Consider the following 25720-nt stretch of genomic DNA (forward strand, 5'->3'; position numbering starts at 1 on the left):
TTCACACCCCGCCGACAACGTTGTCGTGTAGCGCCACCATGGCTTCGCGCGCCCAGCGGGCACTGACGCGTTGTCCGGTCTGATGCCGCGCGCCGACGTCCAGCCATTGGTTGTTGGCCTGGCTGATGTTCAGGGTCTGGCCGTTTTCCAGCGTCAGTTCATAGCGCGTGGCGCTGCCCTGGTACTGGATATCGTGCAGCAGGCCGCTGACTTCGATCTCGTGGCTGGCCAGCGGACCCTCGGCGAAGCGCACGTGTTCCGGACGGATCGAAAACGGCTGTGGCTTGCCGCTCAACTGTCGCGCCAGGTCACCGCGAATCACGTTGGAGGTGCCAACGAATTCGGCGACAAAAGTGGTCGCCGGTTTCATGTACAGGTTGCGTGGCGTGTCGACCTGCTCGATGCGACCCTTGTTGAACACGGCCACGCGGTCTGACATCGACAGCGCTTCGGTCTGATCATGGGTGACGAAAATGAAGGTAATGCCGAGCTGGCGTTGCAGCTTCTTCAACTCGCCCTGCATTTGTTCGCGCAGCTTGAGGTCGAGTGCACCCAGGGGTTCGTCGAGCAGCAGCACCCGAGGGCGATTGACCAGCGCCCGGGCCAGGGCCACACGCTGGCGTTGTCCGCCGGACAGTTGCACCGGCTTGCGCTCGCCGTAGCCGCCGAGGGCGACCATGTCGAGGGCTTCTTCGGCGCGTTTACGCCGTTCGGCCTTGCCCACCCCTTTGACTTTCAAACCATAAGCGACGTTGTCGAGGACGTTCATGTGCGGGAACAGCGCGTAATCCTGGAAGACGGTGTTGACGTCACGCTGATAGGGCGGCAGCCCGGCGGCCTCGACACCCTGAATCCGAATGGAGCCTGCGCTCGGCTGTTCGAAACCGGCGATCAGGCGCAGACAGGTGGTTTTGCCCGAGCCGGAAGGGCCCAGCATGGAGAAGAACTCACCGTCCTGGATATCGATGGAAACCCGGTCAACGGCTTTAACTTCACCGAACTGCCGGGAAACGTTGGTGAACTGGACTGCAGGCGTCATTGCGCGGTGCTCCGAAAATCTGAATCTTTAAAGGCATCGCGAGCAAGCTCGCTCCCACAGGTTCGCGATGAAACTTGTGGGAGCGAGCTTGCTCGCGAAGAGGGCTTAACGGCCGCCCATGATCGCAATGTAATCCTGGGTCCAGCGGCTATACGGCACGAACTTGCCGCCTTCGGCCTGGGGTGTTTTCCAAAAAGCCAGGTTGTCGAATTGATCGTAACCATTGGTCGCACAGCCTTGGGCACCCAGCAGCTCACTGGACTTGCAGCCCTCGGCCACCGCGGGCAACGAACCGAACCATGCCGCGAGGTCTCCCTGGACTTTCGGTTGCAACGACCAGTCCATCCACTTGTAGGCACAGTTGGGGTGCTTGGCTTGCGCATGCAGCATGGTGGTATCCACCCAGCCGGTTGCGCCTTCCTTGGGAATGACGTAAGCGACCGGCTGCTTGTCCGCCACCAACCCATTGACCATGTAGCCCCAGGTGCTGGACGCCACGACGCCTTCGTTCTTGACGTCGCTCATCTGCACGGTCGCGTCATGCCAGTAGCGGTGGATCAGGGGCTGTTGCTTGCGCAGCAGGTCCAGTGCCGCCTTGTATTGCGCTTCGTTGAGCTGGTACGGATCCTTGATCCCCAGTTCCGGCCGTTTCGCCTTGAGGTAGAGCGCCGCGTCGGCGATATAGATCGGACCATCGTAAGCCTGGACCCGGCCCTTGTTGGACTTGCCGTCTGGCAACGTCTGTTCCTCGAACACCACACTCCAGCTGTCCGGGGCTGTCTTGAATACGTTGGTGTTGTACATCAACACGTTCGGGCCCCATTGGTACGGGGTGCCGTAGGTCTGTTTATCGACGACGTACCACGGGCCATCCTTGAGGCGAGGGTCAATGTTCTTCCAGTTTGGAATCAACGCCGTGTTGATCGGCTGCACCCGTTTTCCGGCGACCAGGCGCAGGGAAGCATCACCCGACGCGGTGACCAGGTCGTAACCGCCCTTGGTCATCAAACTGACCATCTCGTCGGACGTAGCGGCCGTCTTGACGTTGACCTTGCACCCGGTTTCCTTCTCGAAACCGGTCACCCAGTCGTAAGCCTTGTCGCTCTCGCCACGTTCGATGTAGCCAGGCCAGGCGACGATATCCAGCTGGCCTTCGCCGGTACCGACGGCCTTCAGCGGTTCGGCCGCCTGGATGCTGGCACTGGTCAGCAGCGCGGTGGTGATTGCACTGAGCAGTGCGGTCTTGTGCACGAACATGGTGTATCCCTCTTCTTTAATTATGGTCGGGGCCGTTTCTGAACGTGGGAAGCAATGCCGGTACGGCTAATTGTTAGCGTAGTGCGCTTTTATCAATGCGGTCCGTGGCGAGCTGGATTGCCGCGCAGCACTTCGGCCCTGCGGCGACTCGCCGGTGCGCTTGAGGCCGCCATGGATCAAGCAACATCTGGAAGCACTCTCGCGGACGGATCTGGGGCACTTTCGATCTAGTCTGGTGGCCTTATTGATCCGGATAAGCCCTTTTTGGAGGCGGAACATGAACACCCGTGGATTGCTCGATCAGCTACTCAAGTCCGGTCAGGACCTGTTGCAGAAAAAGAACGGCGGGTCGCAGAACAAATCGTCTGCCGGTGGGCTGGGCGGTCTGCTCGGCGGTGCCGGTGGTTCGGGCGGCCTGGGCGGCATGCTCTCCGGCGCTGGCGGTGGCGCCCTGGCGGCTGGGGCCATGGGCCTGCTGCTGGGTAACAAAAAGGTGCGCAACGTCGGCGGCAAGGTCGCGATCTACGGCGGCCTGGCGGCACTGGGCGTGATTGCCTACAAGGCGTATGGCAATTGGCAGGCCCAGCAGGGCACGGCACCGACCACGGAACCCCAAACCATCGACCGCTTGCCGGCTGCCCAGGTCGAGCAGCACAGCCAGGCGATCCTCAAGGCACTGGTGGCGGCGGCCAAGGCTGACGGCCACGTCGATGCACGGGAACGCGAATTGATCGAAGGCGAGTTCACCAAACTCGACAACGATCAGGAACTGCAGCACTGGCTGCACGCCGAACTCAACAAGCCCCTGGACCCCGCCGACGTCGCACGCGCCGCCAGTACCCCGGAAATGGCCGCCGAGATGTACATCGCCAGTGTGATGCTGGTGGACGAGGAGAACTTCATGGAGAAGTCCTACCTGGATGAACTGGCGCGTCAGCTGAAGCTCGATCCGGGGTTGAAGGCCGAGCTGGAGAAGCAGGTGCGCCAGGCTTCGATGTAGTAGCCGGCCTGGCGAAAGGCCCCTGTAGGAGCTGGCTTGCCAGCGAAGGGGCCCTCACGTCTTGCATCGCTCTCTAGGTCCCCTTCGCTGGCAAGCCAGCTCCTACAGGGGGGGATTCTCAGTCCTCCCATATCCTCGACTTTCCAATTTGGGACCTGCCACGAATCTGTTTTAAAAATGAAACACCACCCTCGGCTATACTCCGCAGCATTTGGAAATACCTCGAGGACTGACTGTGAAGAACTGGACGTTGCGCCAACGGATCTTGGCGAGCTTTGCGGTAATTATCGCCATCATGTTGCTGATGGTCGTCGTCTCATATTCCCGGCTGTTGAAGATCGAGGCCAGCGAAGCCAGTGTTCGAGAAGACGCACTTCCCGGGGTGTATTACAGCTCGATGATTCGTGGCGCCTGGTCCGACAGCTATCTGCGGATCCAGGAAATGCTCGGTTTGAAAGAGGGACAGGGCATCAGCGCCGAGGATGCCGCCGACTTCAAATCGTTCGAGTCTCGTCTGCAAGAACAGATAGGTAACTATCGCGGTACTGTCACTACGGATGAAGACAAGGTTGAGTTCGCCGCCTTTGAAAAACACAACGAGCATTACCACAAGGTCCTGGCGGCGGTGCTCGACTTGCATCAGCGCAATGAGGAAACGCAAGCCATCAAGCTGTTCAACGAACAGCTCACCCCTATCTGGACAGCGGGGCGCGTGAAGCTCAATGACATCCTGCGCGAAAACAAGGCCGTGGCGGACCAGGCCGTCATCGCCATTGACGACGCGGTGTTCACCGCAAAAATCATCATGGGCATCTCCCTGCTGGTTGCGGTATTGGCCGCCGGCCTCTGCGGCCTGCTGTTGATGCGCGCCATCATGGCACCGATGAACCGGATCGTTGAAATACTCGAAATCATGCGCACCGGTGACCTCAGCCGTCGCCTGGACCTCGCCCGCAAGGACGAATTCGGCGCGGTGGAAACCGGCTTCAATGACATGATGGCCGAGCTGACGTCCCTGGTGTCCCAGGCCCAGCGCTCGTCGGTGCAGGTCACCACCTCGGTGACCGAGATCGCCGCCACCTCCAAGCAACAGCAAGCCACTGCCACCGAAACCGCCGCCACCACCACGGAGATCGGTGCAACGTCCCGCGAGATCGCCGCCACGTCCCGCGACCTGGTGCGCACCATGACCGAAGTCTCCACCGCCGCCGATCAGGCCTCGGTGCTGGCCGGTTCCGGGCAACAAGGCCTGGCGCGGATGGAAGAGACCATGCACTCGGTCATGGGCGCCGCGGATCTGGTCAACGCCAAGCTGGCGATCCTCAACGAGAAGGCCGGCAACATCAATCAAGTGGTGGTGACCATCGTCAAGGTGGCCGACCAGACCAACCTGTTGTCGCTGAACGCCGCCATCGAAGCGGAAAAGGCCGGTGAATACGGCCGCGGGTTTGCCGTGGTGGCGACCGAAGTGCGCCGTCTGGCGGACCAGACCGCCGTCGCCACGTACGACATCGAACAGATGGTGCGCGAGATCCAGTCGGCCGTGTCGGCCGGGGTCATGGGCATGGACAAGTTTTCCGAAGAAGTGCGCCGCGGCATGTCCGAGGTGCAGCAGGTCGGCGAACAGCTGTCGCAGATCATCCATCAGGTCCAGGCGCTGGCGCCACGGGTGTTGATGGTCAACGAAGGCATGCAGGCCCAGGCCACCGGCGCCGAGCAGATCAACCATGCGTTGGTTCAGCTGGGCGATGCCAGCAGCCAGACCGTCGAGTCCCTGCGCCAGGCCAGTTTCGCCATCGACGAACTGAGCCAGGTCGCTGTAGGGCTGCGTGGCGGCGTTTCGCGATTCAAAGTCTGATGAGCGAACTCACGGTCAAGCGCGCCGCCGTGAAACCGGCGATGCACGCGTTGTTCCTGGTGTTCCGCATCGGTAACGAGCGCTATGCCTTGCAGGCCATCGAGGTGGTGGAAGTGCTGCCGCGCCTGCCGTTGAAATCGATTGCCAAGGCACCGGCCTGGGTGGCCGGGGTGTTCGCCTATCGCGGCTCGGTCGTGCCGGTGATCGACCTCAGTGCGCTGACGTACGGTACACCGGCCCAGGCGCGCACCAGCACCCGACTGGTCCTGGTCAATTACCGTCCGGGTGAGACCCGCCAGGCGCAAGTGCTCGGGCTGGTTCTGGAACAGGCCACCGACACGTTGCGCTGTAACCCGGCAGATTTTCAGCCCTATGGCCTGGATAATCGCCAGGCCCCCTACCTCGGGCCTGTGCGTGAAGACGCGCAAGGGCTGCTGCAATGGGTCCGGGTCGCGGACCTGTTGAGCGAACAGGTCCGCGCGCTGCTGTTTCCGTCACCGCCGCTGGCCCCGGCGCTGCTTGAGGCGCGCCCATGAGCAGTGATCAACGGTTCTTCGATTTCCTCAAGGAACGCATCGGCCTCGACGTGACCTCGGTGGGCCCGGCCATCATCGAGCGTGCGGTGCGCCAACGCAGCGCAGCCTCCGGAGCGGCGTCGGCCGATGAGTACTGGCACGTCCTGCAAGGCTCGCGGGATGAACAGCAGGCGCTGATCGAAGCGGTGATCGTTCCCGAAACCTGGTTTTTTCGGTATCCGGAATCGTTCGTCACGCTGGCGAAACTGGCCGCCAAGCGTCTGGCCGACATCAACCACAGGCGTGCCCTGCGGATCCTCAGCCTGCCGTGTTCCACTGGTGAAGAACCCTATTCCATTGCCATGGCGCTGCTCGATGCCGGGTTGCAGCCGCATCAGTTCAAGGTCGATGGCATGGATGTCAGCCCGTTGTCGGTGGAAAAAGCCAAGCGTGCGCGGTATGGCAAAAACTCATTTCGAGGTCAGGACATCGAGTTTCGCGACCGGCATTTCACTGCCGAAAACGACGGCTATCGCCTCGACGAGCGAGTGCTAGAACAAGTGCGGCTGGAGGTCGGCAACGTGCTCGATCCAGCCCTGGCCAATGAGCCGCCCTATGACTTCGTGTTCTGCCGCAACCTGTTGATCTATTTTGACCAGTCGACCCAACAGCAAGTGTTCGAAGTGCTCAAGCAGCTGACCCAGGTTGACGGCGTGCTGTTCATCGGCCCTGCGGAGGGCAGTTTGCTGGGGCGTTTCGGCATGCGCTCGATCGGCGTTCCGCAGTCCTTTGCGTTCAGTCGCCAGCATGCGCCGCCGCCGGCGACAGCGACGTTCGTGCCAACCCCGCTTCCCGTACGCCAACCGGTGCGCAGTGTGATGCCACCGCCCATTCGCAGCCGCCCGTTCGCAACGGTGGCGCCGCTACCGGTCATGGCCAGAACGACCAACCCGGAGGCTGCCGTACTGCTGGCGAACATCGCCGCACTGGCCAACGAAGGCAAAAGTGCCGAGGCCCGCGCTGCCTGTGACAGCTATTTGCGCAGTCACGAGCCGGTAGCCCAGGTGTTTTATTGGCTGGGGTTGCTCAGCGACGTCGCCGGCAGTGCCCTCCAGGCGCAGGGGTTTTACCGCAAGGCGTTGTACCTCGAACCGCAACACCCCGACGCGTTGATGCACCTGGCCGCCTTGCTGCAATCCCAGGGCGACACGGCGGGTGCCAGGCGATTGCAGGCCCGCGCCGCCCGTAGCGAGCGCGCCGCTGACAGTGAGCGTAAACGATGACCGCTAGCCTCACCCATGAAGATGCCCAGGCCATCGACGACTGCTGGAACCGCATCGGTGTCCACGGCGACAAGTCCTGTCCGCTGCTGAGCGAGCACATTCACTGCCGCAACTGTGCGGTGTATTCGGCTGCCGCGACGCGCCTGCTCGACCGCTATGCATTGCAGCAGGATGATCGCGGGCCAGTGTCGACAGCGGTCGAGAGCGACGTGCAAACCCGTTCGCTATTGATGTTCCGTCTTGGCGAGGAATGGTTGGGCCTGGCCACCCGCAGTCTGGTGGAAGTGGCGCCGCTGCAAGCGATCCACTCGTTGCCGCACCAGCGCTCCCGGGCCTTGCTCGGTGTGGCGAACGTGCGCGGTGCCTTGGTGGCATGCCTGTCCCTGGTCGAACTGCTCGGCCTCGACGGGACGGCTGGCGTGGCGTCGGGCGCGCGGGTCATGCCGCGGATGCTGATCATCGCCGCCCACGGCGGGCCGGTGGTGGTGCCGGTGGACGAGGTGGACGGGATCCATGCCATCGACGAGCGCATCCTCGAGGCGGCGTCCCGATCCGGCACCCAGGCCAGCGCGAAGTACACCCGTGGCGTATTGCCATTCAACGGGCGCAGCCTGCGTTGGCTGGATGAAGAACAACTGCTGTCCGCCGTGACCCGGAGCCTTACATGACCCCAGAGCAGTTGCGCGACTCCTCTTTGCTGGAGCTGTTCAGCCTCGAAGCCGAAGCCCAGACCCAAGTGCTGAGCGCAGGTTTATTGGCGCTGGAGCGCGATCCGACCCAGGCCGACCATCTCGAATCGTGCATGCGCGCGGCGCATTCGCTCAAGGGCGCCGCGCGGATCGTCGGAGTCGATGCCGGCGTCAGCGTGGCGCATGTGATGGAAGATTGCCTGGTCAGCGCTCAGGAAGGGCGCCTGTACCTGCGCCCCGAGCACATCGATGCGTTACTGCAAGGCACCGATCTGCTGATGCGCATCGCAACGCCCGACAACAATCCGGGCCCTGCGGATATCGAGGCCTATGTCGCCTTGATGGCTCGATTGCTGGATCCGCTGGCGCTAGCCGCGCCGATCAGCACCCCCATCGCGCCGTTCATGGCCGCGGATTTGCTGCAAGCCACCGGGGTTGAGCTGTCGATGCCGGAGCTGGAAGTCGAACCGCCACCCGGTGCACCCGTCGAGCCAGCGCCCAGGGCCAGACGCTCCACCGATAGCGGTGAGCGAGTCCTGCGGGTCACTGCCGAGCGTTTGAACAGCCTGCTCGACCTGTCGAGCAAATCCCTGGTGGAAACCCTGCGGCTCAAGCCGCACCTGGCCACCATGCAACGGCTCAAGCGCCTGCAGAACAATGGCCTGCGGGCCCTGGAAAATCTCAACGTCCATCTCAAGGAGCATGCCTTGAGCCTGGAGGCCCGGGAAGCCCTCGACGATGCCCGTCGGCTGTTGGCCGAATCCCAGCGAATGCTGGTGGAAAAGAACGCCGAACTGGATGAGTTCGCCTGGCACGCCGGTCAACGGGCGCAAGTGCTGTACGACACGGCGTTGGCGTGTCGCATGCGCCCGTTTGCCGACGTGTTGACCGGGCAAGTGCGGATGGTCCGCGACCTTGGCCGTAGCCTGGGCAAGCAGGTGCGACTGGAGATCGAGGGCGAGAAAACCCAGGTCGATCGCGACGTCCTGGAAAAACTCGAAGCGCCGCTGACGCACCTGCTGCGCAACGCCGTGGACCATGGCATCGAATCCCCGGAGCAACGGCTGCTGGCCGGCAAGCCGGCTGAAGGCTTGATCCGCTTGCGTGTCTCGCATCAGGCCGGCCTGCTGGTGTTGCAGTTGAGCGATGACGGCAACGGTGTCGATCTGGAACAGGTCCGCCGCAGCATCATCGAGCGGCAGTTGTCCCCGGCTGAAACGGCTGCGCAGTTGAGCGAAGAGGAGCTGTTGACGTTCTTGTTTCTGCCGGGCTTCAGCTTGCGGGACACGGTCACCGAGGTGTCCGGACGCGGGGTCGGACTGGATGCGGTGCAACACATGGTCCGGCAGTTGCGCGGCGCGGTGGTGCTGGAGCAGACGGCGGGCGAGGGCAGCCATTTCCATCTCGAAGTGCCGCTGACCCTGTCGGTGGTGCGCAGCCTGGTGGTGGAAGTCGGCGACGAAGCGTATGCGTTTCCACTGGCTCACATCGAGCGCATGTGCGACCTGGAGCCGGCGGACATCGTCCAGGTCGAGGGCCGTCAGCACTTCTGGCACGAAGGCCGGCATGTCGGGCTGGTCGCCGCCAGCCAGCTATTGCAGCGCCCGGTGAGCCAGCACAGTCAGCAGACCCTGAAGGTGGTGGTGATCCGGGAGCGCGAGGCGATCTACGGCGTGGCCGTCGAACGTTTTATCGGCGAGCGGACGTTGGTGGTGTTGCCGCTGGACGAACGCCTGGGCAAGGTCCAGGACATTTCTGCCGGGGCCTTGCTGGACGACGGTTCGGTGGTGCTGATCGTCGACGTCGAAGACATGCTGCGTTCGGTCGACAAACTGCTCAACACCGGGCGTCTGGAGCGAATCTCGCGCCAGGGCAACCAGGTCGTCGAAGCCGCTCGCAAACGGATCCTGGTGGTCGACGATTCGCTGACCGTTCGCGAGCTGCAACGCAAGTTGCTGCTCAATCGCGGGTATGACGTCGCCGTGGCGGTGGACGGCATGGACGGCTGGAACGCCCTGCGTTCGGAGGATTTCGATTTGCTGATCACCGACATCGATATGCCGCGCATGGACGGCATCGAACTGGTGTCTTTATTGCGCCGGGACAATCGCCTGCAATCCCTGCCGGTCATGGTGGTGTCCTATAAGGATCGCGAAGAAGACCGCCGTCGTGGACTGGACGCCGGAGCCGACTATTATCTAGCCAAAGCCAGTTTTCATGACGACGCCCTGCTTGATGCAGTGGTGGAGCTCATCGGAGGAGCACGGGCATGAAGATAGCCATCGTCAACGACATGCCCATGGCGCTGGAGGCCCTGCGCCGCGCCCTGGCGTTCGAGCCGGCACACGAGGTGGTCTGGGTGGCCGGCAACGGCGCCGAGGCGGTGCAGCGCTGTGCCGAACTCACCCCGGACCTGATTCTGATGGACCTGATCATGCCGGTGATGGACGGTGTGGAAGCCACCCGGCGCATCATGGCCGAGACCCCTTGCGCGATCGTCATCGTCACGGTCGACCGCCAGCAGAATGTGCATCGAGTGTTCGAGGCCATGGGCTACGGCGCGCTGGACGTCGTCGACACGCCGGCACTGGGTGCGGGTAACGCGCAGGATGCGGCCGCTCCGCTGCTGCGCAAGATCATCAACATTGGCTGGCTGATCGGTGACCGCGGTAATCGAGAGCGAGCGGCCCCGAGCCTCTTGCGCAGTTCGGCTTCGCGTCAGCGCCTGATCGCCATTGGTTCGTCCGCGGGCGGGCCGGCGGCGCTGGAAGTCTTGCTCAAGGGCCTGCCGCGCAACTTTTCGGCAGCGATCGTGCTGGTGCAGCACGTCGACCAGGTATTCGCCGCCGGCATGGCCGAATGGCTGAGCAGCGCCAGCGGCCTGAACGTGCGCCTGGCCCAGGAAGGCGAACCGCCGCAGCCCGGCACCGTATTACTGGCCGGCACCAACCACCATATCCGCTTGTTGAAAAACGGCACGCTGGCCTACACCGCCGAACCGGTCAACGAGATCTATCGGCCCTCGATCGATGTGTTTTTCGAGAGCGTCGCCCAGTACTGGAACGGCGATGCCGTAGGTGTTTTGTTAACCGGAATGGGACGCGATGGCGCTCAGGGGCTTAAACTCATGCGCCAGCAGGGCTACCTGACCATCGCTCAAGACCAACTCAGCAGTGCGGTGTACGGCATGCCGAAGGCAGCTGCCGCCATCGACGCTGCCGTGGAAATTCGTCCATTGGACAAGATCGCGCCACGATTGCTGGAAATTTTCAGCAAATGACTCTCTTTAACAGCAATTCCGGCCCAGGCAGTACTCAGGTGACCGCACATGAATGACTTACAGCTCGACGGCTTCAAAACCGACGAAGACGCCGCCATGGTGTTGTTGGTGGACGATCAGGCAATGATCGGCGAAGCCGTGCGCCGCGGCTTGTCGAATGAAGAAAACATCGACTTTCACTTTTGCGCCGATCCGCACCAGGCCATCGCCCAGGCGATTCGCATCAAGCCGACGGTGATCCTGCAGGACCTGGTCATGCCCGGGCTCGATGGCCTGAGCCTGGTGCGCGAATACCGCAATCATCCGGCGACCAAGGATATTCCGATCATCGTCCTGTCGACCAAGGAAGACCCGCTGATCAAGAGCGCGGCGTTCGCGGCCGGGGCCAACGATTACCTGGTCAAGCTGCCGGACAACATCGAACTGGTGGCGCGCATCCGCTATCACTCGCGTTCCTACATGACCCTGTTGCAGCGTGACGCGGCTTACCGGGCGCTGCGGGTCAGCCAGCAGCAGTTGCTCGACACCAACCTCGTGCTGCAGCGCTTGATGAACTCCGACGGCCTGACCGGGCTGTCGAACCGCCGGCACTTCGATGAATACCTGGAACTGGAGTGGCGACGCGCGCTGCGTGACCAGAGTCAACTGTCGTTGCTGATGATCGATGTCGACTTTTTCAAATCCTACAACGACAGCTTTGGCCACCTGGACGGCGATGAAGCCCTGCGCAAAGTGGCCACGGCGATCCGTGACGCCAGCGCCCGACCGTCGGACCTGCCGGCCCGTTACGGCGGCGAAGAATTCGCCCTGGTCCTGCCCAACACTTCCCCGGGCGGCGCGCGGCTGGTGGCGGAAAAACTGCGCCAGTCCGTGTCCGCACTGAAGATCGCGCATAATCTCCCTGTCGAAGGTTCGCACCTGACCATCAGCATCGGCCTGTCGACCATGACCCCCCAGCAGGGCGGCGACTGCCGTCAATTGATCCTGGCGGCGGACAAGGGGTTGTATCTGGCGAAACACAATGGGCGTAATCAGGTGGGGATTGACTGAATTCCGGGGTTCATTCGCCGCTAAAGCCGCCAGGCGGGCTGCCGTGACAGCCTGATTACGGTATACTCGCCGGCTTTCAAAAGTTCGCCAACGAGTGCTGCCCGCCATGGAAATCAACCCGATCCTTAACAGCATCAAGGACCTGTCCGAGCGCTCCGAAACTATTCGGGGGTATCTTTGACTACGATCAAAAGCATGAGCGTCTGACTGAAGTCAATCGCGAGCTTGAAGATCCGTCTGTCTGGAACAACCCGTCGTACGCTCAGGAGCTGGGTCGCGAGCGGTCCCTGCTGGCTCAGATCGTCGACACCCTCGACGAAATGCACAGTGGCCTGGCCGATGCCAAGGACCTGCTGCTGATGTCCGCCGAAGAAGAAGACCAGGCCGCCGTCGATGACGTCGCTGCCGAAGTCGAGCGTCTGCGCGAGTCCCTGGAAAAACTCGAATTCCGTCGTATGTTCAGCGGCGAGATGGATGCCAACAACGCCTACCTGGACATCCAGGCCGGCTCCGGTGGCACCGAGGCCCAGGACTGGGCCAACATCCTGCTGCGCATGTACCTGCGCTGGGCCGACAAGCGCGGTTTCGACGCGACCATCATGGAACTGTCCGCCGGTGAAGTCGCCGGGATCAAGGGCGCGACCGTGCACATCAAGGGCGAATACGCCTTTGGCTGGCTGCGCACCGAAATCGGCGTGCACCGTCTGGTGCGCAAGAGCCCGTTCGACTCCGGCAACCGTCGTCACACCTCGTTCTCGGCCGTGTTCGTGTCGCCGGAAATCGATGACAACATCGAAATCGACATCAACCCGTCGGACCTGCGCATCGATACCTACCGCTCCTCCGGTGCCGGTGGTCAGCACGTAAACACCACCGACTCGGCCGTACGTATCACCCACGTACCGACCAACACCGTGGTCAGCTGCCAGAACGAACGTTCCCAGCACGCCAACAAAGACACCGCGATGAAAATGTTGCGGGCGCGCTTGTACGAGCAGGAAGTGCAGAAACGCAACGCTGCCTCGCAAGCCCTGGAAGAAACCAAGTCGGATATCGGCTGGGGCCACCAGATTCGCTCCTACGTGCTCGACGCGTCGCGGATCAAGGATTTGCGCACCAACATCGAACGCAGCGACTGCGACAAGGTGCTCGACGGCGACATCGACGACTACCTGATAGCAAGCTTGAAACAAGGGCTCTAAGGCACGCGCTACAGGATCGGCGGACTCCGCGATCCTGTAGGAGCGAGGCTTGCCCGCGAACCCTGCCGCCAGGCAGGGGCAACGAACCCGTGATGGAATATTTAAAGACATGAGCGACCTAGAACTCGACCCGCAAGCCCTGCAACAGGAAGAAAACTCCCTGATCGCCCTGCGCAAGGAAAAGCTGGCTGCCGAGCGCGCCAAGGGCAATGCCTTCCCGAACGACTTCCGCCGCGACAACTACTGCGAAGACTTGCAGAAGCAATACGCGGACAAGACCAAGGAAGAGCTGGCAGAGGCTGCAATCCCGGTCAAGGTTGCCGGTCGCATCATGCTCAACCGTGGCTCGTTCATGGTGATCCAGGACATGACCGGTCGCATCCAGGTTTACGTCAACCGTAAAACCCTGTCCGAAGAAACCCTGGCCTCGGTGAAAACCTGGGACATGGGCGACATCATTGCCGCCGTTGGCACCCTGGCGCGTTCCGGCAAGGGCGACCTGTACGTCGAAATGACCGAAGTGCGCCTGCTGACCAAATCCCTGCGTCCGCTGCCGGACAAGCACCACGGCCTGACCGACACCGAGCAGCGCTATCGCCAGCGTTACGTCGACCTGATCGTCAACGAAGACGTGCGCCAGACCTTCCGCGTGCGTTCGCAAGTGATTGCGCACATCCGCAGCTTCCTGATGCAGCGTGACTTCCTTGAAGTCGAAACGCCGATGCTGCAAACCATCCCGGGTGGCGCGGCGGCCAAGCCGTTCGAGACTCACCACAATGCGCTGGACATGGAAATGTTCCTGCGTATCGCACCGGAGCTGTACCTCAAGCGCCTGGTTGTCGGCGGCTTCGAGAAAGTGTTCGAGATCAACCGCAACTTCCGTAACGAAGGCGTTTCGACCCGGCACAACCCTGAGTTCACCATGTTGGAGTTCTACCAGGCCTACGCCGACTATGAAGACAACATGGACCTGACCGAAGAACTGTTCCGCGAACTGGCGCAGCTGGTCCTGGGCAGCACCGACGTCCCTTACGGCGACAAAGTGTTCCACTTCGGCGAACCCTTCGTGCGTCTGTCGGTGTTCGACTCGATCCTCAAGTACAACCCTGAGTTGACCGCTGACGACCTGACCGACATCGACAAGGCTCGCGCGATCGCCAAGAAGGCCGGGGCCAAGGTGCTGGGCTTCGAAGGCCTGGGCAAGCTGCAGGTGATGATTTTCGAAGAGCTGGTCGAGCACAAGCTGGAGCAGCCGCACTTCATTACCCAGTACCCGTTCGAAGTGTCGCCGCTGGCTCGCCGCAACGACGAGAACCCGAACGTCACCGACCGTTTCGAGCTGTTCATCGGCGGCCGTGAAATCGCCAACGCCTACTCCGAGTTGAACGACGCGGAAGACCAGGCCGAGCGCTTCATGGCGCAGGTGGCCGACAAGGACGCCGGCGACGACGAAGCCATGCACTACGACGCCGACTTCGTTCGCGCGCTGGAGTACGGCATGCCGCCAACGGCCGGTGAAGGGATCGGCATCGACCGCCTGGTGATGCTGCTGACCAACTCCCCGTCGATCCGCGACGTGATCCTGTTCCCGCACATGCGGCCGCAAGCGTAAGTGTTTCAAATAAAAAGCCGCCCGAAATGGGCGGCTTTTTATTGCCTGTCTGGTACAAACGTATCAATTGGTTACTTTTGAATTGAGAGAGGAATACCTGTCGTGAACCGTGCAATGGCTCAAGAGGGTGCAGTGGGTATCGCTACTGCGGTCGCTGAAAGTGTTCAGTACCAGGGCCGCAAGGCCAGCCGCCAGGGCAGCGAGCAGCGTCGACAGGACATTCTCGATGCGGCCATGCGCATTGTCGTGCGCGATGGCGTGCGGGCCGTACGGCACCGTGCAGTGGCCGCCGAGGCCGGAGTGCCGCTGTCGGCCACCACTTACTACTTCAAGGATATCGATGACCTGCTCACCGATACCTTCGCCCAATACGTGGAGCGCAGCGCGGCCTTCATGGCCAAGTTGTGGGCCAACAATGAAGGCTTGTTGCGGGAGATGGTCGCCTATGGCGATGGCAGTCCCGAGTCCCGCTCGCAACTGGCGGACGACATTGCGCGGCTGACGTCCGACTATGTTCATCGCCAATTGCAGAACCGTCGCGAACACTTGATGGCCGAGCAGGCGTTCCGCCAGGAGGCACTGTTGAACCCGCGCCTGGCGAAGTTGGTGCGCTCGCACCAGCAGATTCTGCTGCAGGGCACCTGCCACTTTTTCGAAGTATTGGGTTCCCGCGAGCCGCAACAAGATGCCAAAGTGTTGACGGCGATTATCGGACGGATGGAATATCAGGGCCTGCTCAACGACGCCGAGCCTGCCGCCGAAGCGGAAATGCTCGGTATCCTGACCCGGTATATGCACCTGGTCCTGGCGTCGGTGTGATCCCATTTGGGAACCGTATCCCCTGTGGGAGCGGGCTTGCTCGCGAAGGCGGTGTATCAGACAACGGAAATGTTGAATGTTAAACCGCTTTCGCGAGCAAGCCCGCTCCCACAGGGTCGGTGGCCACATGAGGTCGGCGTATATTCCATAGGGAGTGTTGAATGAAAGCCTGGCGTGTCGTTGTGATCGCCTTGTCGTTCCTGCTGCTCAGTGGCTGTCTGGTGACCTTCAAGGAGCCGCTGCCCGCCAGCGACCCCGCGCCCAAAGGGTTGCTCGGCAAATGGACCAGCACCAACGCCTGGGGCGAACCGATGAACCTGGAATTGACACGCATCAGTGACAATCGCTATCAGGCGGTCAGCTATTTCAAGGCCAAACCCCGGGAGCGCGAAGCCTATCCCTTCACGGTAACGCGCCATGGCAGCCGCTGGTATCTGTCAGCGAAGGTGCCGGCGCAGTTCGGCGGACACTTCATCATCGCCGGGTTCGAACTCACCGATAAGCAGGAACTGGTGGTCTACAGCCTCGACCTCGAGCAGATCAACCAGGCCCTGGGGCAGAACGTCCTCAGCGGCGAAGGCTTCCAGACCGACGATGGCGATGGCGTGCTGATCAACACCGGCATGGACCAGGTGTTCGCCTACCTCGACGATCCGGCCAATTCCGATGTGTTCGTCGAGGCGGTGCGCTATCAGCGCCTGGCCAAAGCTACAGTCAAATAAATCCAGCATGTAACGGTTTTTCTACAGGAGTTTCGGGTGGACGATTACCAGCAGTCGATACGCATTTTATCCGATCGCATTGTGCTGGCGCAGACGCCGATTCGCGTCCTCGATGCGGTCAAGTGGGACGACACCATTCGCAAGGGTTTCCTCAAGGCCAAGGGCAAGGAAATGCCGGCGGTGGACCGCGATTACTACTTGAACCGGCCGCTGTCCTTCGACTCCAGCAAAGTGAAGCTGGAATTCCAGAACATCGAACGCGACATCACCCGTCAGCTCGGCCAGTTCAACCCGGTCGGCCAGATCATGCGCCGCATGTGCAAGGAATACCGCATGGTGGTGCGCATGCTCGAGGCGCGTGGCACCGAGGATTTCGGCCTGATTTCCCAGGAACTGTACGGCGCTGCGTCCGACGCATTCCATGCTGGCGACCCGACCCTGTCCGACCTGGGCCTGATGCTCTCCGATTACCTGAACAACATCGACGGTCGCGGCGACCTGAAGGACGAACCGAAGCTCCTCACCGCCAAGGACGCCGTGGATTTATTGCAAAATCGGCTGAGCAAGGTATTTGGCGAGGCCGAGGACACCATTCGGGTGTTCGAGTCCGACGGCATCGTTGCCGATGCGGCGGCCGGCGCCGACTACATCAAGATCCGCACCGACGCGATGTTCAACGAGCGTGACGTGCGCGCGCTGGAAGTCCACGAAGGGCTGGTGCATGTGGGCACCACGCTCAATGGCTTGAACCAGCCGATCTGCACCTTCCTGTCCAAGGGGCCGCCTTCATCGACGGTGACCCAGGAAGGCCTGGCGATCCTGATGGAAATCATCACCTTTGCCTCCTACCCGAGTCGCCTGCGCAAACTCACCAACCGCACCCGGGCCATTCATATGGTGGAGGAGGGCGCCGACTTCCTGCAGATCTTCGAGTTCTTCCGCGAGCAGGGTTTCGAAATGGCCGAAAGCTATGGCAACGCCAGCCGGGTGTTCCGCGGTTCGGTGCCGACAGGCCTGCCATTTACCAAAGACTTGTCCTACCTCAAGGGCTTTATCATGGTCTACAACTACATTCAGTTGGCCGTGCGTAAAGGCAAGCTGGAGCAGATACCGCTGTTGTTTTGCGGCAAGACCACGCTGGAAGACATGCGCACCCTGCGCCAGTTGGTGGATGAAGGCCTGGTCGTGCCGCCCAAATACTTGCCGGAGCAGTTCCGCGACATGAACGCGCTGTCGGCGTGGATGTGCTTCTCCAACTTCCTCAATCACCTGAGCCTGGACCGGATCGAGGCGGATTACTCCAATATCCTGTGAACAACACAACACCTGTAGGAGCTGGCTTGCCGGCGAATGCCTCACTGCGGTTCACCTGACACACTGCGCCATCGTTCTTCGCTGGCAAGCCAGCGCCTACAGAGGTTTCATCGGATGAGGATCCTCAGCATCGTCTGCCTTCTTCTGACCTTGAGCGGGTGCAGCTCCTTGCTGTTCTACCCGGAGCCAGGCCAACTGTTCACCCCGGAAAAAGCCAAGCTCGAATTCCGCGACGTCACCCTCACCACCGCCGACGGCCTCAAGCTGCATGGCTGGTGGCTACCGGCGAAACCAGGCGTCGAGGTCAAGGGCACGGTGCTGCACCTGCATGGCAACGGCGGCAATCTGCCCATGCACCTTGGGGGCAGTTGGTGGTTGCCGAAGCAGGGCTATCAAGTGCTGCTGGTGGACTATCGCGGTTACGGCCTGTCCGAAGGCGAGCCGTCGCTGCCGGCGATCTATCAGGACATCGATGCCGCGTTCAAATGGCTCGACCAGGCCCCCGAGGTTCAGGGCAAGCCGTTGATCCTGCTGGGCCAGAGCCTTGGCGGTTCGATGGCCGTGCATTATCTGGTCCAGCACCCTGAACGCCAGAAGCAACTCAAGGCCGTGGTCCTCGATGGCGTGCCCGCCAGTTACCGCAGCGTCGGCCGGTTTGCCCTGAGCAACTCATGGTTGTTCTGGGCGTTCCAGGTGCCGCTGTCGTGGCTGGTGCCGGACGGCGATAGCGCCATTCACTCGATGGCGCAGCTCAATGGCGTGCCGAAACTGATCTACCACAGCATCGATGATCCGATCGTGCCCCTTTCCAACGGCATCCGACTGTATCAAGCTGCGCCGCCGCCGCGGGTGCTGCAACTGACCCGTGGGGGGCATGTGCAGACGTTCGCCGACCCGGTCTGGCGCCAGGTCATGCTGCGTTATCTCGACGATCCGCAGCATTTCAACGGCCTGCGCCGCCTGGGTGAAATCCCCAATTACCCGGCAAACCCGAATTCCGAAGATGAACCACCAGAGAGTCCGCAATGAGTGAAGAACGTAACGCCATCCCGCTGATCATCACCGGTATCTGCAGCATCCTCGGCACCGTCGGCGCCCTGTGGTGGTATGGCTACCTGCACTTTGCCAAACCGGAAGACGCGCTGCTGCTCAGCGACTTCACCCTGCTCAAGACCGTGCCCGGCGAAGACTACAAGGTCTCCCTGGAACCGGCCGCGCAAGTGGCCCAATGCATCGATGGCGTGCTGGTGATGTTCGACACCGAGCAGAAAGGCCTGAGCGGTGTGCTGGTCAACAACAAGAAAAAAGCCGTGCGCTGCATCGGGCAGGAAACGCCGCAGAAGCTGGAACCGTAGCGCAATCCTGGTCGCAGCACTGATCAAGGGTGGGAGCTGGCTTGCTCGCGAAAGCGGTGTGTCTGGCAACATACATTTTGAATGTTAAATAGCTTTCGCGAGCAAGCCCGCTCCCACAGGGTTGAGTGATCGCCAGCAAAAAAAGCCCCGCCTGATCGGATCAGGCGGGGCTTTTGCGTTACAGCAGGTTCAACTCAGTTCGAGCTGACCGCCGAACGCGGGATCACCGGCTGGTTGTCGTTGGAAATGGTCACTTCCACCCGACGATTCATTGCACGACCCGAAACGCTGCCGTTTTCAGCAACCGGGTATTCCTTGCCATAACCCTGGGCCACGATGCGCGCTGGATCAACGCCCATCTTCACCAACGCCATGCGCACGGAACCGGCGCGGCGCTCGGACAGGGACTGGTTGTGCGAAGCCGTACCGGTGCTGTCGGTATAACCTTCGACAATCACCTTGCGGTCCGGGTTTTCCTGGAGGAACTGCGCCAGTTTGTTGATGTTGACCAGACCGCTGGATTTCAGGTCAGCCCGATCGGTGGCGAACAGCACGTCGCCGAAAGTCACCAGGGTGCCGCGATCGGTCTGCTTGGCGTTCAGGCTGTCCTGCAGCTGCTTGATCTGCTGGTCGCGGGCATCCAGGCGGGCCTGGGCACGTTGAGCGGAAGCGTTCTTCAGATTGGCTTCAGCGGTGCGCAGGGCGATGGTCTGCTTCGCCACTTCAACCCGCTGGTTGGCCAAATAGGCAAGCTGATCGACTTTGGCCTGGTTTTCCTTGTCCATGTAGGCTTTGTCGGCCTTGTCCAGGTAATCGCTGGCGTCCTTGGTTTCCAGCGCCGCGACTTTACTGGCTTGCGGGTCGGCCTGCAGGCCGCTGTAGTTGGTGCGGGCCTGTTCCAGGTTCGCGTTGGGCGGCGTAGAGCAGGCAGCCAGTGCAACACTTGCCGCCAGCAGGGCAGGGATCATCAATTGTTTACGCATAATGGTTTCGTCCTTTTAGTCGAGTAAGAAGTACGTCGTGCCGCGCCGCTTATTGCACAGTGCGCTGACTTTCCTGACGCAGTTCCTGAACCCCTTTCTGAGAGTCCTTCACAGCCTGTTCGGCTTTCATCGCCTGGGCTTTGCGCTCAGCTACGCGAGCGTCCCACTCGGCCTGTTCGGCGAGAATCTTCGCCTCGTCATACTTCTTGTCGTGCATGGCGATTTCAGCTTGCTTGAGCTTGTCCTGGGCGGACTTCATTTCCACGGCGGCGAATTCGGTACCGCCGGCGCTGACGGCGCCATTCACGGCGGATTGGGTCACAGCGAATTGTTCGCTAGGCGGGTTACCGGCACAACCGGCCAGGACCAGGCTGCTGCCGATGGCCAGTGCCGCCAGTTTCAGACCGCGCAGGCGGGTCGACGGGGATTGGGCAGTTCGGGTCTTCATGGTCTTCAACTCCATTGGTATAACTCCTGAAAAACTTAAAAATCCATCCTGGGCAAGGAGCCGCAACCGACAATTTCCGTGGTGTTCTGACACGGCCGTCCCAAGCGTGGTTACTGGGTGTGACCCGAGGCGTTTTTCAAAAGTTCAGAGAAGATGGCCCATCGCCCGAAAAAATATTGACCGAGCGGACAAGGCTCTGGGACGGGAACTTTGGCGATGCGCAGCGGTATCCCCGACCGGTTTCGGATCGGGAACACGCATTTGTAGGCGCGAGCTTGCTCGCGATGGACGTTAACGATGACGCGTTTATTCTGAATGAACGCGTCGCCTTTGAGACCATCGCAAGCAAGCTCGCTCCTACAGGGATCAGGTGCAGATCAGTGTTTCGGTTTGTCGCCAGCACTCGACAAGTCTTGCAAATGCCGACGGGACAACGCGAGAAAACGCGGCGTCGGCCCCACATCTTCGTACAGCGGATCACCTTCTTCATCGGTAGCCACGACGGTCGAGCCCTTCACGTAGGGGAAGCTTTTCTCGAGCTCTTCCAGGGCGGCGCCGATCAGTTCGCCGAGCAGTTCTTCGGGATGCCGTTTGGGGTACATCTCGACGATCGCAGCCAGCCGCGCGGCAGCCTCCACATCCAGATGAATCTTGTAGCCGGTGTCGGTCAGGCGACCCTTGGCGTTTTCTTCCCAGTGCTGGGCTAGCTCGCGGATTTTCATAAAGACCTCAGTGCGCGCCTGCTCGTGGCAGGCAGGGAGAGTGCCGGCGTTGGCCGGCGGCGGCCGTTGTACGGCTTACTCTTCAGATTAGCTATAACGGCAAAGGTTTAAAGTCCCTTCGTCGTCTTGCTTGTAAGAACCGGTCTGGAGCGGCACTCTTAAAGATCTTAGCCGCCCGGATTTATCGCTGGAGAACTGCTGATGACCGATATCGATGCACGCTTGCGCGAGGACGTTCACCTGTTGGGTGAGCTGTTGGGCAACACCATTCGTGAACAGTATGGGGACGGTTTTCTCGACAAGATCGAGCAGATCCGCAAGGGCGCCAAGGCCGACCGTCGCGGGTCGATGGATGCCGAGCTGAGCGCCAGCCTCAACCAACTGAGTGAAGACGAGTTGCTGCCGGTTGCGCGGGCGTTCAACCAGTTTCTCAACCTGGCCAATATCGCCGAGCAATATCAGCTGATCCACCGCCGCGAAGAATCGCAGCCGGCACCGTTCGAAGCGCGGGTGCTGCCGGAGCTGCTGGCACGCCTGCGCGCCGAAGGGCATGGCGCCGAATCCCTGGCGCGGCAACTGGGCCGGCTGGAGATCGAACTGGTCCTCACGGCTCACCCGACCGAAGTGGCACGGCGCACGCTGATCCAGAAATACGACGCCATCGCCGCGCAACTGGCTGCCCAGGACCATCGCGACCTGACCAGCGCCGAGCGCGAGCAGATCCACACGAAGTTGCAACGCCTGATCGCCGAAGCCTGGCACACCGAAGAGATTCGCCGCACCCGACCGACGCCGGTGGATGAGGCGAAGTGGGGCTTCGCGGTGATCGAGCACTCGTTGTGGCAGGCGATCCCCAATTATTTGCGCAAGGCTGATAAAGCCCTGCATGACGCCACTGGCCTGCACCTCCCGCTGGAGGCCGCGCCGATTCGCTTTGCCTCGTGGATGGGCGGCGACCGGGACGGCAACCCCAACGTGACCGCTGCCGTGACCCGTGAGGTCCTGCTGCTGGCGCGCTGGATGGCGGCTGATTTGTACGTGCGCGATGTCGATCATCTGGCGGCCGAATTGTCGATGCAGCAAGCCAGCGATGCCCTCAAAGCCAAGGCCGGGGACAGCGCCGAACCTTATCGCGCCGTGCTCAAACAACTGCGCGAGCGCCTGCGCGCCACCCGTAACTGGGCGCACGCGTCCTTGACCGCGGCCACGCCGGCGCCAGCGAATGTGTTGCAAAACAACCGCGACCTGCTCGATCCGCTGGAGCTGTGTTACCAGTCGCTGCACGAGTGCGGCATGGGGGTGATCGCCGACGGCCCGTTGCTCGATTGCCTGCGCCGGGCCGTGACCTTCGGCCTGTTCCTGGTGCGCCTGGACGTGCGCCAGGATTCGTCCCGACACTCGGCGGCGATGACTGAAATCACCGATTACCTCGGTCTTGGTCGCTACGAAGACTGGAACGAGGAAGAGCGCATCGCCTTCCTGATGCGTGAACTGAACAACCGTCGGCCATTGCTGCCTGCGTATTTCAAGCCGTCCGCCGACACTGCAGAAGTGCTGGCGACCTGCCGGGAAATCGCCTTGGCACCGGCGGCTTCACTTGGCTCCTATGTGATTTCCATGGCTGGAGCCGCTTCCGACGTGCTGGCTGTGCAACTGCTGCTCAAGGAGTCCGGCGTGTTGCGGCCCATGCGCGTGGTGCCGCTGTTCGAAACCCTGGCCGACCTCGATAACGCCGGTCCGGTGATTGAGCAACTGTTGCTGCTGCCGGGCTATCGCGCGCGCCTGCAGGGGCCGCAGGAAGTGATGGTCGGTTATTCCGACTCGGCCAAGGACGCCGGCACCACCGCGGCGGCCTGGGCGCAGTATCGGGCGCAGGAGCGGCTGGTCGACATCTGCCGTGAGCAACAAGTGGAGCTGCTGCTGTTCCACGGTCGCGGTGGCACCGTTGGCCGTGGTGGCGGTCCGGCCCACGCGGCCATCCTGTCGCAGCCGCCGGGCTCGGTGGCGGGGCGTTTCCGCACCACTGAGCAGGGGGAAATGATCCGTTTCAAGTTCGGCTTGCCGGACATCGCCGAGCAGAATCTCAATCTGTACCTGGCCGCCGTGCTGGAAGCGACCTTGCTGCCGCCGCCACCGCCCACACCCGAGTGGCGGCACTTGATGGACGAATTGGCCGCCGATGGCGTCAGCGCCTACCGCGCCGTGGTGCGGGAAAATCCGCAGTTCGTTGAGTATTTCCGCCAGTCCACGCCGGAACAGGAACTGGGACGCTTGCCGTTGGGCAGCCGTCCGGCCAAGCGCCGCGCGGGCGGGATCGAAAGCCTGCGGGCGATCCCGTGGATCTTCGGCTGGACCCAGACACGCCTGATGCTGCCGGCCTGGCTCGGCTGGGAAGCCGCCCTGAGCAAGGCGCTGGAACGCGGCGAAGGCGAGCTGCTGGGGCAGATGCGCGAGCAGTGGCCGTTCTTCCGTACCCGCATCGATATGCTGGAAATGGTCCTGGCCAAGGCCGACAGCGATATCGCCCGGTCCTATGATGAGCGGCTGGTCGAACCGAATCTGCTGCCTTTGGGGGCGCATTTACGCGACCTATTGTCGCAGGCCTGCGCGGTGGTCCTGGGGCTGACCGGTCAGTCTCAGCTACTGGCACATAGCCCAGCCACCCTTGAATTCATCCGCTTGCGCAACACCTACCTCGACCCGCTTCATCTATTGCAGGCCGAATTATTGGCGCGCTCCAGGCAACAGGAGGTGGAGCAGGGCAGCCCGGTAGAACAGGCGCTGCTGGTGTCTGTGGCGGGGATTGCCGCCGGATTGCGCAATACCGGCTAAGGTTTTTGCCGTGGGTCCAGGCACCCGATGCGGGCATCGGGTGCCTGCTGGCGCAGGCGTGAAAAGTGCTGCCAGGCGACAGTTAATGATGGGGTTGCGACTTGGGGTACCCCGTCGCACAGGTCACATCAGGCGCGGGTTTCTCCGACTTTCGGCGGCTTGTGTGGTCAGGGCCTGCTGTGTATCTTGATCAGCCTCTGGCCGTTTGGGCGGTCACGATCCTTTTTTTGAGGTTGGCCCCACGAGGCGAATCTGACGTTATTTATATAAAAAATTGAGGAGCACATCGATGCGCGTCATTCTGCTGGGAGCTCCCGGGGCCGGTAAAGGTACTCAGGCAAAGTTCATCACCGAGAAATTCGGCATTCCGCAAATCTCCACTGGCGACATGCTGCGTGCCGCGGTCAAGGCCGGCACCGAGCTGGGCCTGATCGCCAAGAGCGTCATGGACAGCGGTGGTCTGGTTTCCGATGACCTGATCATCAATCTGGTCAAGGAACGTATCAGCCAGGCCGATTGCGCCAACGGTTTCCTGTTCGACGGTTTCCCGCGCACCATTCCTCAGGCTGAAGCCCTGGTGAAAGCTGGTGTAGAGCTGGATCACGTGATGGAAATCGACGTTAAAGACGAAGACATCGTTCAGCGTATCGCTGGCCGTCGTGTTCACGAGGCCAGCGGCCGCGTGTACCACATCGTCTACAACCCGCCGAAAGTTGCCGGTAAAGACGACACCACCGGTGAAGAGTTGGTGCAGCGCAAAGACGACACCGAAGAAACCGTGCGTCACCGCCTGTCGGTCTACCACGCCCAGACCGAGCCTCTGGTGAAGTTTTACCAAGAGCTGTCCACCGCTCAAGGCAAACCGAAGTACAGCCACATCGAAGGTGTTGGTTCGGTTGAAGCGATCACCGGCAAGGTGCTTGAAGCGCTGAGCTGAACATTGCCTGATCTTCTACGGCCCGCTTGCGGGCCGTAGTTGTTTATACTGGCGCACTTTTTCTGACCTCTCTTACGGAAACATCGATGAGCACCTTGCTGGCCCTGGACACCGCGACTGAAGCCTGCTCCGTTGCCTTGCTGCATGACGGCAAGGTCACGAGCCATTACGAGGTGATCCCGCGCCTGCATGCGCAGAAGCTGTTGCCGATGATTCAGCAATTGCTGGCCGAGGCCGGGACGACCTTGCAAGCGGTCGATGCGATCGCCTTCGGTCGCGGGCCGGGGGCTTTTACCGGCGTGCGGATCGCCATCGGCGTGGTACAGGGGCTGGCGTTTGCACTGGAGCGCCCGGTATTGCCGGTGTCGAACCTGGCGGTGCTGGCACAGCGAGCGTATCGCGAACACGGCGTCAGCCAGGTCGCAGCGGCCATCGATGCGCGGATGGATGAGGTGTATTGGGGCTGCTACCGCGAGACGGCAGGGGAGATGCGCCTGGTCGGCAATGAGGCGGTGTTGCCGCCGGAAGCGGCAGCGTTGCCGGCCGATGCCAGCGGTGACTGGTTCGGTGCAGGCACCGGTTGGGGATATGCCGAGCGCATCGCGGTCAGTTTGACCGGGCAGGATGCGGGCATGCTGCCGCATGCTGAAGACTTGCTGACCCTGGCGCGATTTGCCTGGGAACGGGGTGAGGCGATTGTGGCGGATGAGGCGCAGCCGGTGTATTTGCGCGATAAAGTGGCGACGCCCAAGGCCCGTTAATTCTTTGAACCGGGTTGGTCCTTTCGCGAGCAAGCCCGCTCC

Annotated in this window: 23 protein-coding genes; 18 read left to right on the forward strand and 5 right to left on the reverse strand. The window is 61.6% G+C overall.

Annotation, left to right across the window (positions count from 1 at the left end; translation table 11 throughout):
- Position 1: 1 nt before the first annotated feature.
- Both ELQ88_RS07710 and ydcS read right to left on the reverse strand, forming a co-directional pair.
- Positions 2 to 1039, reverse strand: coding sequence for an ABC transporter ATP-binding protein (locus tag ELQ88_RS07710; RefSeq protein WP_138964422.1), 1038 nt, complete (start codon positions 1037 to 1039; stop codon positions 2 to 4).
- 105 nt (positions 1040 to 1144) lie between these two features.
- Positions 1145 to 2296: a putative ABC transporter substrate-binding protein YdcS gene (ydcS, locus tag ELQ88_RS07715; protein ID WP_128870044.1), complete on the reverse strand. Its 1152-nt coding sequence runs from the start codon at positions 2294 to 2296 to the stop codon at positions 1145 to 1147.
- A 277-nt stretch (positions 2297 to 2573) separates the two neighbouring features.
- Here ydcS and ELQ88_RS07720 point away from each other — a divergent pair, with 277 nt between their 5' ends.
- The 15 genes from ELQ88_RS07720 to ELQ88_RS07790 all read left to right on the forward strand — a co-directional run bounded on the left by ELQ88_RS07720 (position 2574) and on the right by ELQ88_RS07790 (position 18995).
- A complete protein-coding gene (locus tag ELQ88_RS07720) occupies positions 2574 to 3296 on the forward strand; it encodes a tellurite resistance TerB family protein (RefSeq protein WP_138964424.1) in 723 nt (240 codons plus the stop codon).
- Positions 3297 to 3531: 235 nt separating this feature from the next.
- Positions 3532 to 5154 (forward strand): methyl-accepting chemotaxis protein, encoded by a 1623-nt coding sequence (locus ELQ88_RS07725; RefSeq protein WP_138964426.1) that lies wholly within the window; start codon positions 3532 to 3534, stop codon positions 5152 to 5154.
- Positions 5154 to 5690, forward strand: coding sequence for a chemotaxis protein CheW (locus ELQ88_RS07730; protein WP_138964428.1), 537 nt, complete (start codon positions 5154 to 5156; stop codon positions 5688 to 5690). Before ELQ88_RS07725 ends, ELQ88_RS07730 begins: the two co-directional genes overlap by 1 nt.
- A complete protein-coding gene (locus ELQ88_RS07735; RefSeq protein ID WP_138964430.1) occupies positions 5687 to 6952 on the forward strand; it encodes a protein-glutamate O-methyltransferase CheR in 1266 nt (421 codons plus the stop codon). Before ELQ88_RS07730 ends, ELQ88_RS07735 begins: the two co-directional genes overlap by 4 nt.
- Positions 6949 to 7620: a chemotaxis protein CheW gene (locus ELQ88_RS07740; RefSeq protein WP_138964432.1), complete on the forward strand. Its 672-nt coding sequence runs from the start codon at positions 6949 to 6951 to the stop codon at positions 7618 to 7620. The genes ELQ88_RS07735 and ELQ88_RS07740 overlap by 4 nt, the downstream gene beginning before the upstream one ends.
- Positions 7617 to 9914 carry a hybrid sensor histidine kinase/response regulator gene (locus tag ELQ88_RS07745; protein WP_138964434.1) on the forward strand — a complete coding sequence of 766 codons (2298 nt, stop codon included), beginning with the start codon at positions 7617 to 7619 and terminating at the stop codon, positions 9912 to 9914. Before ELQ88_RS07740 ends, ELQ88_RS07745 begins: the two co-directional genes overlap by 4 nt.
- Complete coding sequence (locus ELQ88_RS07750; protein ID WP_138964436.1) at positions 9911 to 10921, forward strand: chemotaxis response regulator protein-glutamate methylesterase; 1011 nt, start codon at positions 9911 to 9913, stop codon at positions 10919 to 10921. Before ELQ88_RS07745 ends, ELQ88_RS07750 begins: the two co-directional genes overlap by 4 nt.
- Positions 10922 to 10969: 48 nt before the next feature.
- The gene (locus ELQ88_RS07755; RefSeq protein ID WP_138964438.1) at positions 10970 to 11971 is read left to right on the forward strand and encodes a PleD family two-component system response regulator; all 1002 of its coding nucleotides are present in this window, start codon (positions 10970 to 10972) and stop codon (positions 11969 to 11971) included.
- A gap of 106 nt (positions 11972 to 12077) precedes the next feature.
- Positions 12078 to 13173, forward strand: a protein-coding gene (gene prfB, locus ELQ88_RS07760; RefSeq protein WP_128870051.1) for a peptide chain release factor 2 whose coding sequence is annotated in 2 segments (ribosomal slippage) — positions 12078 to 12149 and positions 12151 to 13173 — 1095 coding nt in all. Because the reading frame shifts where the segments join, the coding sequence is not laid out codon by codon here.
- A 109-nt stretch (positions 13174 to 13282) separates the two neighbouring features.
- Positions 13283 to 14785 carry a lysine--tRNA ligase gene (gene lysS, locus ELQ88_RS07765; protein WP_128870052.1) on the forward strand — a complete coding sequence of 501 codons (1503 nt, stop codon included), beginning with the start codon at positions 13283 to 13285 and terminating at the stop codon, positions 14783 to 14785.
- 102 nt (positions 14786 to 14887) lie between these two features.
- Complete coding sequence (locus ELQ88_RS07770) at positions 14888 to 15604, forward strand: TetR family transcriptional regulator (RefSeq protein WP_168187313.1); 717 nt, start codon at positions 14888 to 14890, stop codon at positions 15602 to 15604.
- Between the two features lie 161 nt (positions 15605 to 15765).
- Positions 15766 to 16326 (forward strand): hypothetical protein, encoded by a 561-nt coding sequence (locus tag ELQ88_RS07775; RefSeq protein WP_138964440.1) that lies wholly within the window; start codon positions 15766 to 15768, stop codon positions 16324 to 16326.
- Between the two features lie 36 nt (positions 16327 to 16362).
- The gene (locus ELQ88_RS07780) at positions 16363 to 17640 is read left to right on the forward strand and encodes a flavohemoglobin expression-modulating QEGLA motif protein (RefSeq protein WP_128870054.1); all 1278 of its coding nucleotides are present in this window, start codon (positions 16363 to 16365) and stop codon (positions 17638 to 17640) included.
- Between the two features lie 114 nt (positions 17641 to 17754).
- The gene (locus ELQ88_RS07785) at positions 17755 to 18669 is read left to right on the forward strand and encodes an alpha/beta hydrolase (RefSeq protein WP_138964442.1); all 915 of its coding nucleotides are present in this window, start codon (positions 17755 to 17757) and stop codon (positions 18667 to 18669) included.
- Complete coding sequence (locus tag ELQ88_RS07790; protein WP_064676066.1) at positions 18666 to 18995, forward strand: hypothetical protein; 330 nt, start codon at positions 18666 to 18668, stop codon at positions 18993 to 18995. Before ELQ88_RS07785 ends, ELQ88_RS07790 begins: the two co-directional genes overlap by 4 nt.
- Before the next feature lie 194 nt (positions 18996 to 19189).
- On the opposite strand, the gene ELQ88_RS07795 is transcribed toward ELQ88_RS07790, so the two are convergent.
- The 3 genes from ELQ88_RS07795 to ELQ88_RS07805 all read right to left on the reverse strand — a co-directional run bounded on the left by ELQ88_RS07795 (position 19190) and on the right by ELQ88_RS07805 (position 21148).
- Positions 19190 to 19978, reverse strand: coding sequence for an OmpA family protein (locus ELQ88_RS07795; protein ID WP_138964444.1), 789 nt, complete (start codon positions 19976 to 19978; stop codon positions 19190 to 19192).
- 49 nt (positions 19979 to 20027) lie between these two features.
- A complete protein-coding gene (locus tag ELQ88_RS07800) occupies positions 20028 to 20441 on the reverse strand; it encodes a DUF4398 domain-containing protein (RefSeq protein ID WP_128872751.1) in 414 nt (137 codons plus the stop codon).
- Positions 20442 to 20803: 362 nt separating this feature from the next.
- Positions 20804 to 21148 (reverse strand): pilin assembly protein, encoded by a 345-nt coding sequence (locus ELQ88_RS07805; protein ID WP_128872752.1) that lies wholly within the window; start codon positions 21146 to 21148, stop codon positions 20804 to 20806.
- A gap of 201 nt (positions 21149 to 21349) precedes the next feature.
- Here ELQ88_RS07805 and ppc point away from each other — a divergent pair, with 201 nt between their 5' ends.
- The 3 genes from ppc (at position 21350) to tsaB (ending at position 25678) form a co-directional block, all read left to right on the forward strand.
- Complete coding sequence (gene ppc, locus ELQ88_RS07810) at positions 21350 to 23980, forward strand: phosphoenolpyruvate carboxylase (RefSeq protein WP_138964446.1); 2631 nt, start codon at positions 21350 to 21352, stop codon at positions 23978 to 23980.
- 289 nt (positions 23981 to 24269) lie between these two features.
- Positions 24270 to 24917, forward strand: a complete 648-nt coding sequence (gene adk, locus ELQ88_RS07815) for an adenylate kinase (protein WP_128872754.1) — start codon at positions 24270 to 24272, stop codon at positions 24915 to 24917.
- A gap of 86 nt (positions 24918 to 25003) precedes the next feature.
- Positions 25004 to 25678 carry a tRNA (adenosine(37)-N6)-threonylcarbamoyltransferase complex dimerization subunit type 1 TsaB gene (tsaB, locus tag ELQ88_RS07820; protein WP_128872755.1) on the forward strand — a complete coding sequence of 225 codons (675 nt, stop codon included), beginning with the start codon at positions 25004 to 25006 and terminating at the stop codon, positions 25676 to 25678.
- The last annotated feature ends 42 nt before the right edge of the window (positions 25679 to 25720 follow it).

The organism is Pseudomonas sp. MPC6, from assembly GCF_006094435.1.
GTDB lineage: Bacteria > Pseudomonadota > Gammaproteobacteria > Pseudomonadales > Pseudomonadaceae > Aquipseudomonas.